This window comes from Pantoea graminicola (assembly GCF_048452665.1).
In the GTDB taxonomy this organism is placed as follows: Bacteria; Pseudomonadota; Gammaproteobacteria; order Enterobacterales; family Enterobacteriaceae; genus Pantoea.
This window is the reverse complement of sequence record NZ_JBLWSJ010000003.1, coordinates 123,609-135,801: the sequence shown is the minus strand read 5'-3', so window position 1 is coordinate 135,801 and position 12,193 is coordinate 123,609. Positions and strand designations below refer to the sequence as shown.

Below are 12,193 nucleotides of genomic sequence, written 5' to 3'. Positions count from 1 at the left end.
CAGAGAAGTTCAGCGTGGCAGATTAACGCTGCCGCAGACGATTACCCCTCTTCATCTTCATCGTATGGCTTGTCTTTGGTGACGCGCACCAGATCGATACGGTAGTCGGTCGCCTCGATAATCTGGAAGTGCAGCGGCGTAATATCAATCACATCGCCAGGCAGGGGTAACTGCCCTTTCTGGGCAATCAGCAGGCCCGCCAGAGACGCGTGATCTTCGGCCGGATCGACCAGTTCATGGAAGTCGAGCAGCTGCTGCAGCGAGTGCAGGTCAGTGCCGCCTTTGACCAGCCAGCCGTCGCCATCTGCAATGATATCGGGCGTTTCATCCTCATCCGGGAATTCCCCGGCAATCGCCTCCAGCACATCCAGCGGAGTAATCAGCCCCTGCACCACGCCAAACTCGTTGGTAACGATGACAAAACTGCCCCGGGCGCGACGCAGCACGCCGAGCAGGTTGATCGGGTCCAGCGTTTCCGGTACCACAATAGTCGGGGTACTGGCCGCAAAGGCCGCCACATCCATCCCATGATCCAGCGCCACCAGCAGCTCTTTGGCGCGCACGACGCCGACAATCTCATCCAGCTCGCCCCGGCAGACCGGGAACAGGCTGTGCGGCGTATCGAGCAGCTGCATGCGGATCTCATCAACGGGACGGTTCGCATCAACCCACGAGATTTCACCGCGTGGCGTCATGATGCTGCGAATCGAACGTGACGCCAGCGTCAGCACGCCGTTAATCATATAGCGCTCTTCGTCCTTAAACGCCTCCTGCGGCATCGCTTCCGCCAGCGCCACCTCTTCGCTGGATCCGCTGTTGTTGTTGCTGGCGGTCTGGGCGCGGTTGCGGCCGCCCATCAGGCGCAGAATCGCTTCGGCGGTGCGCTCACGCATCGGGCGATTCGACTGATGGCGGATAAAGTTGCGTCGGGCAATCTGGTTAAACAGCTCGATCAGAATTGAGAAGCCAATAGCCGCGTAGAGGTAGCCTTTAGGAATATGGAAACCAAAGCCTTCTGCCACCAGCGACAGACCGATCATCAGCAGGAAGCTCAGGCAGAGCACCACCACGGTCGGATGCGCGTTGACAAAGTTGGTCAGCGGTTTCGACGCCAGTAGCATCACACCCATCGCAATCACCACGGCAGTCATCATCACCGGCAGATGGTTCACCATTCCCACCGCCGTGATCACGGCATCCAGCGAGAAGACAGCGTCCAGCACCACAATCTGTGTCACCACGGCCCAGAAACTGGCGTAGCCGCGATTGCCGGAACCCTCAAGCTGTCGGTTCTCCAGCCGCTCATGCAGCTCCATTGTCGCCTTGAACAGCAGGAACAGGCCACCCGCCAGCAGGATCAGATCGCGGCCCGCAAAGCTGAAACCGCCTACGCTGAACAGCGGTGTCGTCAGCGTCACCATCCAGGAAATCAGCGACAGCAGGCCCAGACGCATCACCAGCGCCAGCGACAGACCAATCAGGCGCGCTTTGTCACGCTGCTTTGGCGGCAGCTTGTCGGCCAGGATGGCGATAAAGACCAGGTTGTCGATGCCGAGAACAATTTCCAGCACCACCAGCGTCAGTAAACCCGCCCAGATTGAGGGGTCGAATAAAAATTCCATTATTTATGACTCCAGAACAGGGATCCAGACGAGCCGGGACGTATCAGCGCAGCAAAGCGTGACATCGGGATAGTCGGGAAAACGTGGAAAACGCCGTAAGGCGAGAGGTGACGCGCCAGCAGGCGCAAAGAACAGATCAAGCGACGTCGGTGACGATCCATAAGGTGGGCTGATGCCCGTTACTCCTGAGTAATAAACAGAAGGTTAATGTATCAGTTCGGAAAACGGCGTCAAAAAATTTTCTCATTTTTACAAACTGTAGCAGAGATAATCGGCCACATAGAAAAGCGCACGGTTTCCGGCAGCGGGTAAATAACAGACAGGCATCACATCATTTATTTTTTCGCTCACTAAAATAAGCCCCGACTTCATGGCTTTTACCAACGCAATTCCCTTTTTTCGACGCGATACCTGACTGTTGAGACAGCCGGTTAACGCGATATCAAAGCAAAATTCAAAACCGTTCATCCCCCCAGATGAGCATCTCTGGCATAAGGAGGTAGCAGGTGACCATAGCAATTGTCATTGGTACACACGGCTGGGCAGCGGAACAACTGCTGAAAACAGCAGAAATGCTGTTGGGCGAGCAGGAGAATGTCGGCTGGATAGATTTTGTGCCCGGTGAAAATGCTGACACGCTGATTGAAAAATATCAGGCAAGGCTGGCAGAACTCGATACCGGCCAGGGGGTGCTGTTTCTGGTCGATACCTGGGGCGGCAGCCCGTTTAACGCGGCCAGCCGGATCGTGGTGGACCGGCCACAGTATGAGGTCGTGGCCGGGGTCAATATTCCGATGCTGGTTGAAACGCTGATGGCGCGCGACGATAACCCATCCTTTGAGGCGCTGGTCGCCGTGGCCGTTGAGACCGGTCGCGAGGGGGTAAAAGCCCTGAAAGCTCCCGACGCGGCGCCCACCCGCGTCGAACCGGCCGTGGCCGCGCCTCCGGTAAAACCGATGGCACCGGGCGATCATATGAAGATCGGTCTGGTGCGGATCGATGACCGCCTGATCCATGGACAGGTCGCGACACGCTGGACCAAAGAGACTAACGTCCAGCGCATTATCGTCGTCAGCGATGAGGTGGCTAACGATCAGGTGCGTAAGACCCTGCTGACCCAGGTCGCTCCGCCGGGCGTGACGGCACATGTGGTGGATGTCGATAAGATGGTGCGGGTGTGGAACAACCCGAAGTATGGTCAGGATCGCGTCATGCTGCTGTTTACCAATCCCACCGATGTCGTGCGGGTGGTGGAACAGGGTGTTGAGATTAAATCCGTCAACATCGGCGGGATGGCATTTCGTCAGGGAAAAACGCAGGTCAATAACGCGGTTTCGGTCGATGAAAAAGATATCGCCGCCTTCCGCAAACTTAACGAGCGCCATATCGAACTGGAAGTCCGCAAAGTTTCCAGCGACCAGAAACTGAAGATGATGGATTTGATCGCGAAAATGAATGCGTAAAAGGCGCCTGCGTTTCCGGGTGCATTACCATTATCCTGCTGAGGACACGACGTATGATGGAAATAACCTCGCTACAGATTATTTTGATTTTTATCGTTGCCTGTATTGCCGGGATGGGGTCGATTCTGGATGAGTTCCAGTTTCACCGTCCGCTGGTCGCCTGCACTCTGATCGGTATCGTGCTGGGGGATATGAAAACCGGCATCATTATCGGCGGTACGCTGGAGATGATCGCGCTGGGCTGGATGAACATCGGGGCCGCCGTGGCGCCGGATGCCGCCCTCGCCTCGATTATCTCGACCATTCTGGTTATCGCGGGCGGTCAGAGCGTCGGAGCCGGTATCGCGCTGGCGATCCCGCTCGCCGCCGCCGGACAGGTTTTGACGATTATCGTGCGGACGCTGACCGTCGCCTTCCAGCATGCGGCGGACAAAGCGGCCGAAAAAGGCAATCTCACGGCCATCTCCTGGATCCATGTCTCAGCCCTGCTGCTGCAGGCAATGCGTATCGCCATCCCGGCCCTGATCGTGGCGATTTCTGTCGGCACCAGCGCGGTGCACGCCCTGCTCAGTTCAATCCCGGAAGTGGTGACCAACGGGCTGAATATCGCGGGCGGCATGATTGTGGTGGTCGGTTACGCGATGGTGATCAACATGATGCGCGCGGGCTACCTGATGCCCTTCTTCTACCTGGGCTTCGTGACGGCGGCTTTCACCAGCTTCAACCTGGTGGCGCTGGGCGTGATTGGCGTGGTGATGGCAGTGCTCTACATCCAGCTCAGCCCGAAATATAACCGTGCGGCGGGTGCGCCCGCCGCTGCCGCGACCCCAAACGATCTCGATAACGAACTCGATTAAGGAACAGGTGAGCACATGGTCGATATAACCAAGGTCGAAAAGAAACTGACACCCGGCGATGTCCGCGCCGTTTTTCTGCGCTCCAACCTGTTCCAGGGTTCATGGAACTTTGAACGTATGCAGGCGCTGGGCTTCTGCTTCTCAATGGTGCCGGTGATCCGCCGTCTCTATCCTGAGAATAATGAGGCGCGTAAACAGGCGATTAAACGCCATCTGGAGTTCTTTAACACGCATCCTTATGTGGCCGCGCCGGTGCTGGGCGTCACGATGGCGATGGAGGAGCAGCGGGCCAACGGCGCGGCCATCGACGATGGGGCGATTAACGGCCTGAAGGTCGGGCTGATGGGACCGCTGGCCGGGGTGGGCGATCCCATCTTCTGGGGCACGGTGCGACCGGTCTTTGCCGCGCTGGGGGCCGGTATCGCCATGAGCGGCAGCCTGCTGGGCCCGCTGCTGTTCTTTGTGCTGTTCAACCTCGCGCGCCTGCTGACCCGCTACTACGGTGTGGCCTATGGCTACCGCAAAGGGATCGATATCGTCAGCGACATGGGCGGCGGTTTCCTGCAGAAACTCACGGAGGGCGCCTCGATCCTGGGGCTGTTTGTAATGGGGGCGCTGGTCAACAAGTGGACGCACGTTAACATCCCGCTGGTGGTGTCACGCATCACTGACTCGACCGGTAAAACCACAGTAACCACGGTGCAGTCGATTCTCGATCAGCTGATGCCGGGCATCGTGCCGCTGCTGCTCACCTTCGGCTGCATGTGGCTGTTGCGCCGTAAGGTGAATGCGCTGTGGATTATCGTCGGCTTCTTCGCCATCGGTATCTTCGGTTACTGGATAGGCCTGCTCGGTCTGTAATCTTATCCCGCCCTGTCTGAGGCCGATGTTATGTCTTTAACCGATGCGCTGATCGCGCTCTGTGTTGCCGCCCTGCTGCTGTTTGCGATTTATGATGAGGCGATCCTGCCCCGCCGTCGTGGTCTGACCCGGTTAAGGGTGACGCTGCGGAGACGGCATAAAATCGACAGCCTGATTTTTATCGGGCTGCTGCTGATGCTGCTCTGGAATAATCTCAGCCATCAGGGCCCGCCGCTCACCACCTCCCTGCTGATGGTGCTGAGTTTTCTGGCGTTCTGGCTTTTCTGGCTGCGTAAACCCACGCTACTGATGAAGAACGCGGGACTGTTTTACGCCGGTGTCTGGGTCGATTACCGGCGGATTCAGGGCATGAATCTTTCTGAGGATGGCATTCTGGTGGTGCAGCTGGAGCAGCGCCGGCTGCTGATTGCCGTGCAGCAGCTCGACGATCTGGAGCGCATCTACCATACGCTGGTGGAGGCGCGTTAGTCGCGCTGCCAGAGTGTCAGGCTGAAGTCTGCATCGCAGCTGAACTGCTCACTCTGTTGCAGGGTCTGCCAGACCGCTTCACGCGCACGCCAGGCGAACGGCGTCATCTGCAGCAGGGTTGTCGCGGCCGCGCCCGTCAGCGCCATCGGGTAGCGCAGCGCATGCTGAGCCCGCTGGCGGAAACCGGGATAGGATTTCTGTTCCGGCACATGCAGCTGCACTTCACGATAGATCAACGCCTTAAACTGCTGCAGATGGTGCGGGCCGGGTGTGACGGTCAGCACCAGCCCCCCCGGCTTCAGTACGCGCGCCAGCTCGGCTTCATTGCAGGGCGCATAAATCCGCACAATCGCATCCAGCGATCCATCGGCAAAAGGTAAGCGCTGGCTGGAGGCGACACAGAAACGTACCGCCGGATAGCGCTTTGCCGCCAGCCGGATCGCTGTTCTGGCGACATCCAGCCCATAGATCGTTGCCGCCTCACCGGCGGCTTCGGCCAGCGCGGCGGTGTAGTAACCCTCGCCGCAGCCGATATCCAGAAGGCGGCACGCAGGCTGCTGGAGTACGGACGCGAGCAGCGTGACGACCTGCTCCCGCAGCGGCTGATAATAGCCTGCCTCAAGAAATTCCCGTCTCGCCTGCATCATCTCTGCACTGTCACCCGGTTCCCGCGACCGTTTATGCTGAACGGGTAGCAGATTGACATACCCTTCTTTCGCCTGGTCAAACTGATGGCGATTTTCACAGCACCAGCTGCGTTCTTTCAGGGTGAGAGAAGTGTGACAAAGAGGGCAAATCAGGGACATAAGGTGCTCCGGCATCAGATAACGCGGCGCAGTGTAACCTTATCATTTCCGCATCGGAAGCATAAAGAAAGCCCCGGCTATGCAGCCAGGGCTTTAAAATTCCAGGTCAGGGTGCGATGCACCGGGCTGGCATCGGATCAGATAGCAGTGACGTTAACAGCTGCCGGGCCTTTCTGGCCATCCTGAATTTCAAACTCAACGCTCTGGCCTTCAGCCAGGGTTTTGAAACCATTGCCCTGGATTGCAGAGAAGTGTACGAACACATCTTTGCTGCCGTCTGCAGGGGTGATGAAGCCAAAACCTTTAGACTCGTTGAACCACTTAACCTGACCTTTAATCTTTGCCATTTTGCAAATTCCTTTAGATGTTTATTAAGCCCGAAGGCTGTCTTACAGAAAAACCAGAGACATTACTGCATGAGGCACTAATTAAGGTTCGGCAAGGAAGCGGTATTCAACGTCAACGTCTTTACTCGTACTTCTTTACTGAAGATGCCATGCATAAACAGAACTGTACCTCGTTTAACCCACGAATTGTTATCACATATCCCAAAAATAATGGCAAGCCATTTTTAATGCCTCAGCGAGGCTGCGCACACAATTGACGTCAGGCTCACATTGCCTGTTCAGAGAGGTGGACAAAACGCGGTGTGAATAATGCTCTGCCGCGGCCAGCCCCCTTTTTAACGCGCGGTTTCCGGCGCTAACCTGATGGATACCATAAGAAATAAATATTGCATAAATATGGCAGCGGCAGAATGAATAAGCAGAGCGGCACCCATGTCTGTTATGTGAAATCAGCCGTCAATCCTGTACAGCGACGCTTATTTCGTACAGGTAACACTTTTTTTGCACCAAAAGCAGGAGCCAGACATAAGCACTGCTCCAAATAAAAGCAACGGCATCCTTTTTACTTATTAAGAATTTAACTTTCGATTTGAAAAAATTGATGCCGGATAAAAAAATGCTGGCTTTTATTTGCCCGCCAGGCTTTAGGACGTTTCCTGGGCAGCGTTATTCAGACGGCGGCTTTCCCCTATTCGCCACGGCGCGAAGTCGCCGTTACGCTCATGCGCCCGGTACAGCGCCTGCGCCAGTTCCTGCGGAGGGGCATCCAGCGACTCATCGGCCAGTTCGAAAACCCCCCAGTGGATGGGCAGCGTCAGCGGCCTGCCGGCCTTCTGCCACAACGCCACCGCCTGATCCGGGTCCATATGCTGCCCGGCCATAAACCAGCGCGGCGCATAGGCACCAATGGGCAGCGCAGCCAGCGTGAACGGCCCCAGCCGGGCGATGATCTCCGCGAGGCTGTCGCTGTAGCCGCTGTCGCCGGAGAACCAGAAACGGCAGGCGGCTGAGCGCACTACCCAGCCGCACCAGAGTGAGCGGTTACGGTCAAAGGGCGTCCGCATACTCCAGTGACGCGCCGGTACGGCATCGATGTGCAGTTCGCCGAGCGTGATCGACTGCCACCAGTCGAGCTGATGCATCTCTCTGACGCCGCGCGCCCTGCACCACTTCGCCAGCCCCAGCGGCACAACAAAGGTCGCCTGCGGAAATCGGCGGACAATCGCCTTCACCGTCGATCGATCCAGATGATCGTAATGATTGTGTGAAATCAGCACCACATCAAGACGCGGCAGATCGGCGATGCTGAGCGGCGCGGGCGTTTTCCGCTGCGGACCGGCAAAGGGCAGCGGTGAGGCGCGGGAAGAGAGCACCGGATCGATCAGGATATAGCGCTGGCTGAGGCGCAGCAGCACGGCGGCATGGCCGAGCCACCAGATACGATCGTCGCTGCCGCTGAGATCGGCAGGCTGCCACCACTCCCGGACAAAAGCCGCGTAGCCCTGCCGGGGCGGCAGCGGCAATCCCCCGGCTTTACGCTCACGGCGCCAGCGCTTCAGATCGCCTGGCTGCCGCAGATCCGGTTCAGGATTCGAGAAGCCCTGAGGCGTATGGTGCGCTTTGCGGCTGTCGTACCACGGATTTTTCCAGGCCATCCCGCCTCCCTGCTGTGATTATCGCTCCGGGATTAACCGGATAAAGTCGCGCTTCTCCCGATCGTCATCGGTTTTTTTTGGCTCTGCGCCTGGCTGCATCTCAATCAGCCGACGCAGCAGCTGATTTTGTTTCTTCTGCTCTTCGAGCAGCGACTCCAGTAACCGGATCTGTTCACCGGCGCGCACGCTGGCCCGGTTAACAAAGAACCAGGCGATAAACGCCACAATCACCATGATGACCAGCAGGCCATAACTGACCAGCGATCCCGAATTTGCGGCTAACTCATTCATAACTGCCTCGTAAAACTAAGTGGAAATACCAGAACATCACAGCCGCCTATTCTACCTGTCGGCACTGCAAAAGATAATGGGGCGAACAGCAATGCAGAATTTGCCGTTTCAGTTATCTCTGATCGATTCCGCCAGAAAAGCCGGGCATGCTGATATCATTATACCCGGCGGCACCCTGTGCGGCGCTGAGCTATCTTTCACAAGGAGACTTCATGAAACTGTTTATTCGCGCAACAGGCCTGCTGGCGGTGATCTGGCTGGCGATGCTGTTTACGGGTTACGGAGTGCTGACCGGCAGTACGAAGAATGCGGCCGGGCTCGGCCTGCAGTGCAGTTACCTGACCGCGCGCGGCGTGATCAGCGCACAGTATCTGCACACCGACAGTGGCGTAGTGGGCGTCACGGATTGTCCGCTGCTGAAGAAAAGCGGCGAAGTGATCGACAATTAACGACAGGCGGGCCGGATGGCCCGCTTTTGCTCAGAACGGATAGTCGTGGTAGCCCATCTCTGCAGAAAGCGTGCGCGCCGCCCGGTGCAGCATATTGACATAGTCCTGACGGGCATCCTCTGAGAACCGGATAGTGGGAAACGAGATACTGAGGCCGGCAATCACCACGCCAAAACGGTCAAACACCGGCACAGCGAGGCAGCGTAACCCCTCTTCCTGCTCTTCATTATCTTCGCCATAGCCCTGCACCCTGACCTGATCCAGCACCGCCAGCAGTGCTTCTGCGCTTAGCAGGGTATTGGCGGTGCTGCGCCTGAACTCCACTTCCCGCAGGATCTCATTCACTTCGCTGCGATCGCGCCATGCGAGCAGGACCTTGCCGATGGCGGTGGTGTGAAGCGGATTACGGCGGCCAATGCGCGAATACATACGCAGATTATAGAGCGAGTCGATTTTGTGGATGTAGACAATGCTGTCCTCTTCCAGCGCGCCCAGATGAATAGTCTCTCGGGTCAGGCGCGAGAGCTCACGCATCTGCACATCGGCGCTGCGGATTAAATCGACGTTCTGCAGCGCCTTCGCGCCCAGTTCAAACAGCTTCAGCGTGAGGGAGTACTTTTCGCTCTCGCCCTCCTGGGTGACGTAGCCCAGCGACTTCATGGTCTGCAGAAAACGGTAGACGGTGCTTTTTGACATCATCACACGCTGCGCGAGCTCGGTAATACCGTGATCGCGCTCTTCACCCAGCGCCTGCAGAATGCCAAACACTTTGAGAACCGAAGAGACCGAATCGGGCTGTTTATCATTTTCAGCAGAGGACATCACGCACCTTGTTAAGCTGTTTCAAAAAAAATGGAACGGACTGTCAGTATAGAGCGAGGCCCCGCAGGGCAGCAATCCTTTAACCATTAAGTCATATTTTAAGACAGTTTTTATTTACCGCATCGCTGCATTTCCCGGCTAACTTGATTAGCATGATGATATTCACCCTCTTTAGTAGTTAACTTATGACCCCTTCTCCCCCGCAGGATGGCTTACCCACGGCGCAGCGCTACAAGGCGATTGTCACCATCGCCCTCGGCCTGACGATGGCGGTGCTGGATGGCGCGATTGCCAACGTCGCGCTGCCGACGATTTCGCGTGAGCTGAACGCCAGCCCGGCGCAGTCGATCTGGATTGTGAATGCTTATCAGATAGCTATTATTGTCTCACTGCTGTCGCTCTCGTTTCTCGGCGACATGCTCGGTTACCGTCGCGTCTATCAGGCGGGCCTTGCGCTATTTATCGTCACCTCGCTGTTCTGCGCCTTCTCGACTTCACTGACGATGCTGACCTTCGCCCGCGTGCTGCAGGGGCTGGGCGGCGCGGCGCTGATGAGTGTGAATACGGCGCTGATACGCATCATCTATCCGCAGCGCTATCTGGGGCGCGGCATGGCGATCAACTCGCTGGTCGTAGCCGTCTCCACCGCGGCCGGGCCGACGGTGGCGGCCGCCATTCTGTCGGTGGCGAGCTGGAAATGGCTGTTTCTGATTAACGTGCCGCTGGGGGCCGTGGCGCTCTGGCTGGCGCTGCGCACGCTGCCGGATAACCCGCAGAAGGCGACCACCCAGAAATTCGACGTGCCCAGCGCCATCATGAACGCGCTGTTCTTTGGGCTGATCATCTCTGCCCTGAGCGGGTTTGCCCAGGGTCAGCGTCATCTGCTGGTGCTGGCGGAAGTCGTGGCGCTGCTGATTATCGGCGGGTTCTTCATCCGGCGTCAGCTGAACATGGCGGTGCCACTGCTGCCGGTGGATCTGCTGCGCATTCCGGTTTTCAGCCTGTCGATGGGCACCTCAGTCTGCTCCTTCTGCGCGCAGATGCTGGCGATGGTTTCCCTGCCCTTCTTTCTGCAGAACGTCCTGCAGCGCGGTGAGGTGGCGACGGGGTTACTGCTGACGCCGTGGCCGCTGGCGACGATGGTGTTTGCGCCGATTGCGGGCCGGCTGATTGAGCGTTTTCACGCCGGGCTGCTGGGCGGCATCGGCCTGGCCATGTTTGCCCTGGGGCTGTTCCTGCTCGCCTGGCTGCCGGCTAATCCCACCGATGGCGATATCATCTGGCGCATGATGCTGTGCGGTGCCGGGTTTGGCCTGTTTCAGTCGCCCAACAACCATACCATCGTCACCTCGGCACCCCGCCATCGCAGCGGCGGCGCCAGCGGCATGCTGGGCACCGCGCGCCTGCTGGGACAGAGTATGGGCGCGGCGCTGGTTGCGCTGATGTTTAATCTGTTTGATGAGCGGGGTACGCATGCGTCACTGCTGCTGGCGGGCAGTTTCGCCGCTGTCGCGGCACTGGTCAGCGTCTCGCGCATGACGCAGAGTCGCGCCTGACGGTGGCAAAACAAAAAGGCGACCCGGAGGTCGCCTTTTTTATGCTGCTGAGCACTATTTCAGATACTGACCGCTGCGCAGGGCTTCAATACGTTTGTCCAGCGGCGGATGCGACATAAACAGCTCGCTGAAGGATTTCCCTTTTCCGTTGATACAGAACGCCATCATGCTGCTGGGCTCCTGCGGTTCGTAGCTGGTTTTCAGGCGCTGCAGGGCCGCAATCATCTTCTCGCGTCCCACCAGCTTCGCTGAACCGGCATCGGCGTGGAACTCACGGTGACGGGAGAACCACATGGTGATGATGCTGGCGAGAATACCAAACACCAGTTCCAGCACCATTGATACCGCAAAATAGACCAGCGGGTTACCGTTGCTGCTCTCTTCATCATCGCGGTTGCCGGACATAAAGCCCGCTGCGATCTGCGCCAGAATCCGTGACACGAAAATCACGAAGGTATTCACCACACCCTGAATCAGCGTCATGGTGATCATGTCGCCATTTGCGATGTGCGACACTTCATGCGCCAGCACCGCTTCCGCTTCGTCGCGACTCATGTTCTGCAGCAGACCGGTCGAGACAGCGACCAGCGAGGCGTTACGTCGCGCCCCCGTGGCAAAGGCGTTGATGTCAGGGGCGTGATAGATCGCCACCTGCGGCATCGCAATGCCCGCCTGCCGGGCCTGACGGCCAATGGTTTCCATCAGCCAGCGCTCGGTTTCGTTGCGTGGCTGTTCAATCACTTCACCGCCAACCGATCGCAGCGCCATCCACTTCGACATCAGCAGTGAAACAAACGCACCGCCGAAGCCAAACAGACCTGCCATAATCATCAGGCCCTGAACACTGCTTGACTGGATCCCTGTCAGGCTGAGAATCAGCCCGAATACCAACATCACAGCCAGGTTGGTCATCAGGAAAAGAGCAATACGCATCATTTTGGTTAATCTTCCTCAGTAGTTCACGCGCCTATACGC

At 57.7% G+C, this 12,193-nt stretch carries 14 protein-coding genes; 6 read left to right on the top strand and 8 right to left on the bottom strand.

From position 1 onward, the window contains the following. Positions 1–41: 41 nt before the first annotated feature. Together ACNY69_RS08315 and ACNY69_RS08310 are read right to left on the bottom strand one after the other, a co-directional pair. Positions 42–1,622, bottom strand: coding sequence for a TerC family protein (locus tag ACNY69_RS08315; RefSeq protein ID WP_367395543.1), 1,581 nt, complete (start codon positions 1,620–1,622; stop codon positions 42–44). 249 nt (positions 1,623–1,871) lie between these two features. Continuing rightward, positions 1,872–2,090, bottom strand: coding sequence for a hypothetical protein (locus ACNY69_RS08310; protein ID WP_418797917.1), 219 nt, complete (start codon positions 2,088–2,090; stop codon positions 1,872–1,874). A 38-nt stretch (positions 2,091–2,128) separates the two neighbouring features. Here ACNY69_RS08310 and manX point away from each other — a divergent pair, with 38 nt between their 5' ends. The 4 genes from manX to ACNY69_RS08290 are packed head-to-tail and all read left to right on the top strand — an operon-like array spanning position 2,129 to position 5,292. Continuing rightward, complete coding sequence (gene manX / locus ACNY69_RS08305) at positions 2,129–3,085, top strand: PTS mannose transporter subunit IIAB (protein ID WP_293771155.1); 957 nt, start codon at positions 2,129–2,131, stop codon at positions 3,083–3,085. Positions 3,086–3,141: 56 nt separating this feature from the next. Continuing rightward, a complete protein-coding gene (locus ACNY69_RS08300; protein WP_111138889.1) occupies positions 3,142–3,942 on the top strand; it encodes a PTS mannose/fructose/sorbose transporter subunit IIC in 801 nt (266 codons plus the stop codon). 15 nt (positions 3,943–3,957) lie between these two features. Continuing rightward, the gene (locus ACNY69_RS08295; protein WP_111138860.1) at positions 3,958–4,803 is read left to right on the top strand and encodes a PTS mannose transporter subunit IID; all 846 of its coding nucleotides are present in this window, start codon (positions 3,958–3,960) and stop codon (positions 4,801–4,803) included. A gap of 30 nt (positions 4,804–4,833) precedes the next feature. Next, on the top strand, positions 4,834–5,292 hold the full coding sequence (locus ACNY69_RS08290; RefSeq protein ID WP_418797915.1) for a DUF986 family protein: 459 nt from the start codon (positions 4,834–4,836) through the stop codon (positions 5,290–5,292). Here ACNY69_RS08290 and rlmA read toward each other — a convergent pair. From rlmA to ACNY69_RS08270, 4 genes are all read right to left on the bottom strand, one after another. Further along, a complete protein-coding gene (gene rlmA, locus ACNY69_RS08285) occupies positions 5,289–6,098 on the bottom strand; it encodes a 23S rRNA (guanine(745)-N(1))-methyltransferase (RefSeq protein WP_111138858.1) in 810 nt (269 codons plus the stop codon). The genes ACNY69_RS08290 and rlmA overlap by 4 nt on opposite strands. Positions 6,099–6,235: 137 nt before the next feature. Next, positions 6,236–6,445 (bottom strand): transcription antiterminator/RNA stability regulator CspE, encoded by a 210-nt coding sequence (cspE, locus tag ACNY69_RS08280; protein ID WP_003852684.1) that lies wholly within the window; start codon positions 6,443–6,445, stop codon positions 6,236–6,238. A gap of 644 nt (positions 6,446–7,089) precedes the next feature. Then, positions 7,090–8,100 carry an MBL fold metallo-hydrolase gene (locus tag ACNY69_RS08275; protein WP_418797913.1) on the bottom strand — a complete coding sequence of 337 codons (1,011 nt, stop codon included), beginning with the start codon at positions 8,098–8,100 and terminating at the stop codon, positions 7,090–7,092. A gap of 18 nt (positions 8,101–8,118) precedes the next feature. Further along, complete coding sequence (locus ACNY69_RS08270; RefSeq protein ID WP_111138856.1) at positions 8,119–8,391, bottom strand: YebO family protein; 273 nt, start codon at positions 8,389–8,391, stop codon at positions 8,119–8,121. Positions 8,392–8,603: 212 nt separating this feature from the next. Here ACNY69_RS08270 and ACNY69_RS08265 point away from each other — a divergent pair, with 212 nt between their 5' ends. Beyond that, positions 8,604–8,840, top strand: coding sequence for a YobH family protein (locus tag ACNY69_RS08265; RefSeq protein WP_111138855.1), 237 nt, complete (start codon positions 8,604–8,606; stop codon positions 8,838–8,840). A 30-nt stretch (positions 8,841–8,870) separates the two neighbouring features. On the opposite strand, the gene kdgR is transcribed toward ACNY69_RS08265, so the two are convergent. Beyond that, positions 8,871–9,662: a DNA-binding transcriptional regulator KdgR gene (gene kdgR, locus ACNY69_RS08260; protein ID WP_111138854.1), complete on the bottom strand. Its 792-nt coding sequence runs from the start codon at positions 9,660–9,662 to the stop codon at positions 8,871–8,873. Between the two features lie 185 nt (positions 9,663–9,847). Between kdgR and ACNY69_RS08255 the strand changes: the two genes are divergently transcribed. After that, the gene (locus tag ACNY69_RS08255) at positions 9,848–11,218 is read left to right on the top strand and encodes an MFS transporter (protein WP_111138853.1); all 1,371 of its coding nucleotides are present in this window, start codon (positions 9,848–9,850) and stop codon (positions 11,216–11,218) included. A 54-nt stretch (positions 11,219–11,272) separates the two neighbouring features. Here the strand turns inward: ACNY69_RS08255 and htpX are convergent, their stop codons facing one another. Then, positions 11,273–12,154, bottom strand: coding sequence for a protease HtpX (gene htpX, locus ACNY69_RS08250; RefSeq protein WP_111138852.1), 882 nt, complete (start codon positions 12,152–12,154; stop codon positions 11,273–11,275). Between the last annotated feature and the right edge of the window lie 39 nt (positions 12,155–12,193).

Bases quoted from the DNA above. Each gene is read 5' to 3' on its own strand.
- ACNY69_RS08315 (WP_367395543.1), bottom strand. From the start codon at position 1,622: ATGGAATTTTTATTCGACCCCTCAATCTGGGCGGGTTTACTGACGCTG.
- ACNY69_RS08310 (WP_418797917.1), bottom strand. From the start codon at position 2,090: ATGAACGGTTTTGAATTTTGCTTTGATATCGCGTTAACCGGCTGTCTC.
- ACNY69_RS08300 (WP_111138889.1), top strand. From the start codon at position 3,142: ATGGAAATAACCTCGCTACAGATTATTTTGATTTTTATCGTTGCCTGT.
- ACNY69_RS08295 (WP_111138860.1), top strand. From the start codon at position 3,958: ATGGTCGATATAACCAAGGTCGAAAAGAAACTGACACCCGGCGATGTC.
- ACNY69_RS08290 (WP_418797915.1), top strand. From the start codon at position 4,834: ATGTCTTTAACCGATGCGCTGATCGCGCTCTGTGTTGCCGCCCTGCTG.
- rlmA (WP_111138858.1), bottom strand. From the start codon at position 6,098: ATGTCCCTGATTTGCCCTCTTTGTCACACTTCTCTCACCCTGAAAGAA.
- cspE (WP_003852684.1), bottom strand. From the start codon at position 6,445: ATGGCAAAGATTAAAGGTCAGGTTAAGTGGTTCAACGAGTCTAAAGGT.
- ACNY69_RS08275 (WP_418797913.1), bottom strand. From the start codon at position 8,100: ATGGCCTGGAAAAATCCGTGGTACGACAGCCGCAAAGCGCACCATACG.
- ACNY69_RS08270 (WP_111138856.1), bottom strand. From the start codon at position 8,391: ATGAATGAGTTAGCCGCAAATTCGGGATCGCTGGTCAGTTATGGCCTG.
- ACNY69_RS08265 (WP_111138855.1), top strand. From the start codon at position 8,604: ATGAAACTGTTTATTCGCGCAACAGGCCTGCTGGCGGTGATCTGGCTG.
- kdgR (WP_111138854.1), bottom strand. From the start codon at position 9,662: ATGTCCTCTGCTGAAAATGATAAACAGCCCGATTCGGTCTCTTCGGTT.
- ACNY69_RS08255 (WP_111138853.1), top strand. From the start codon at position 9,848: ATGACCCCTTCTCCCCCGCAGGATGGCTTACCCACGGCGCAGCGCTAC.
- htpX (WP_111138852.1), bottom strand. From the start codon at position 12,154: ATGATGCGTATTGCTCTTTTCCTGATGACCAACCTGGCTGTGATGTTG.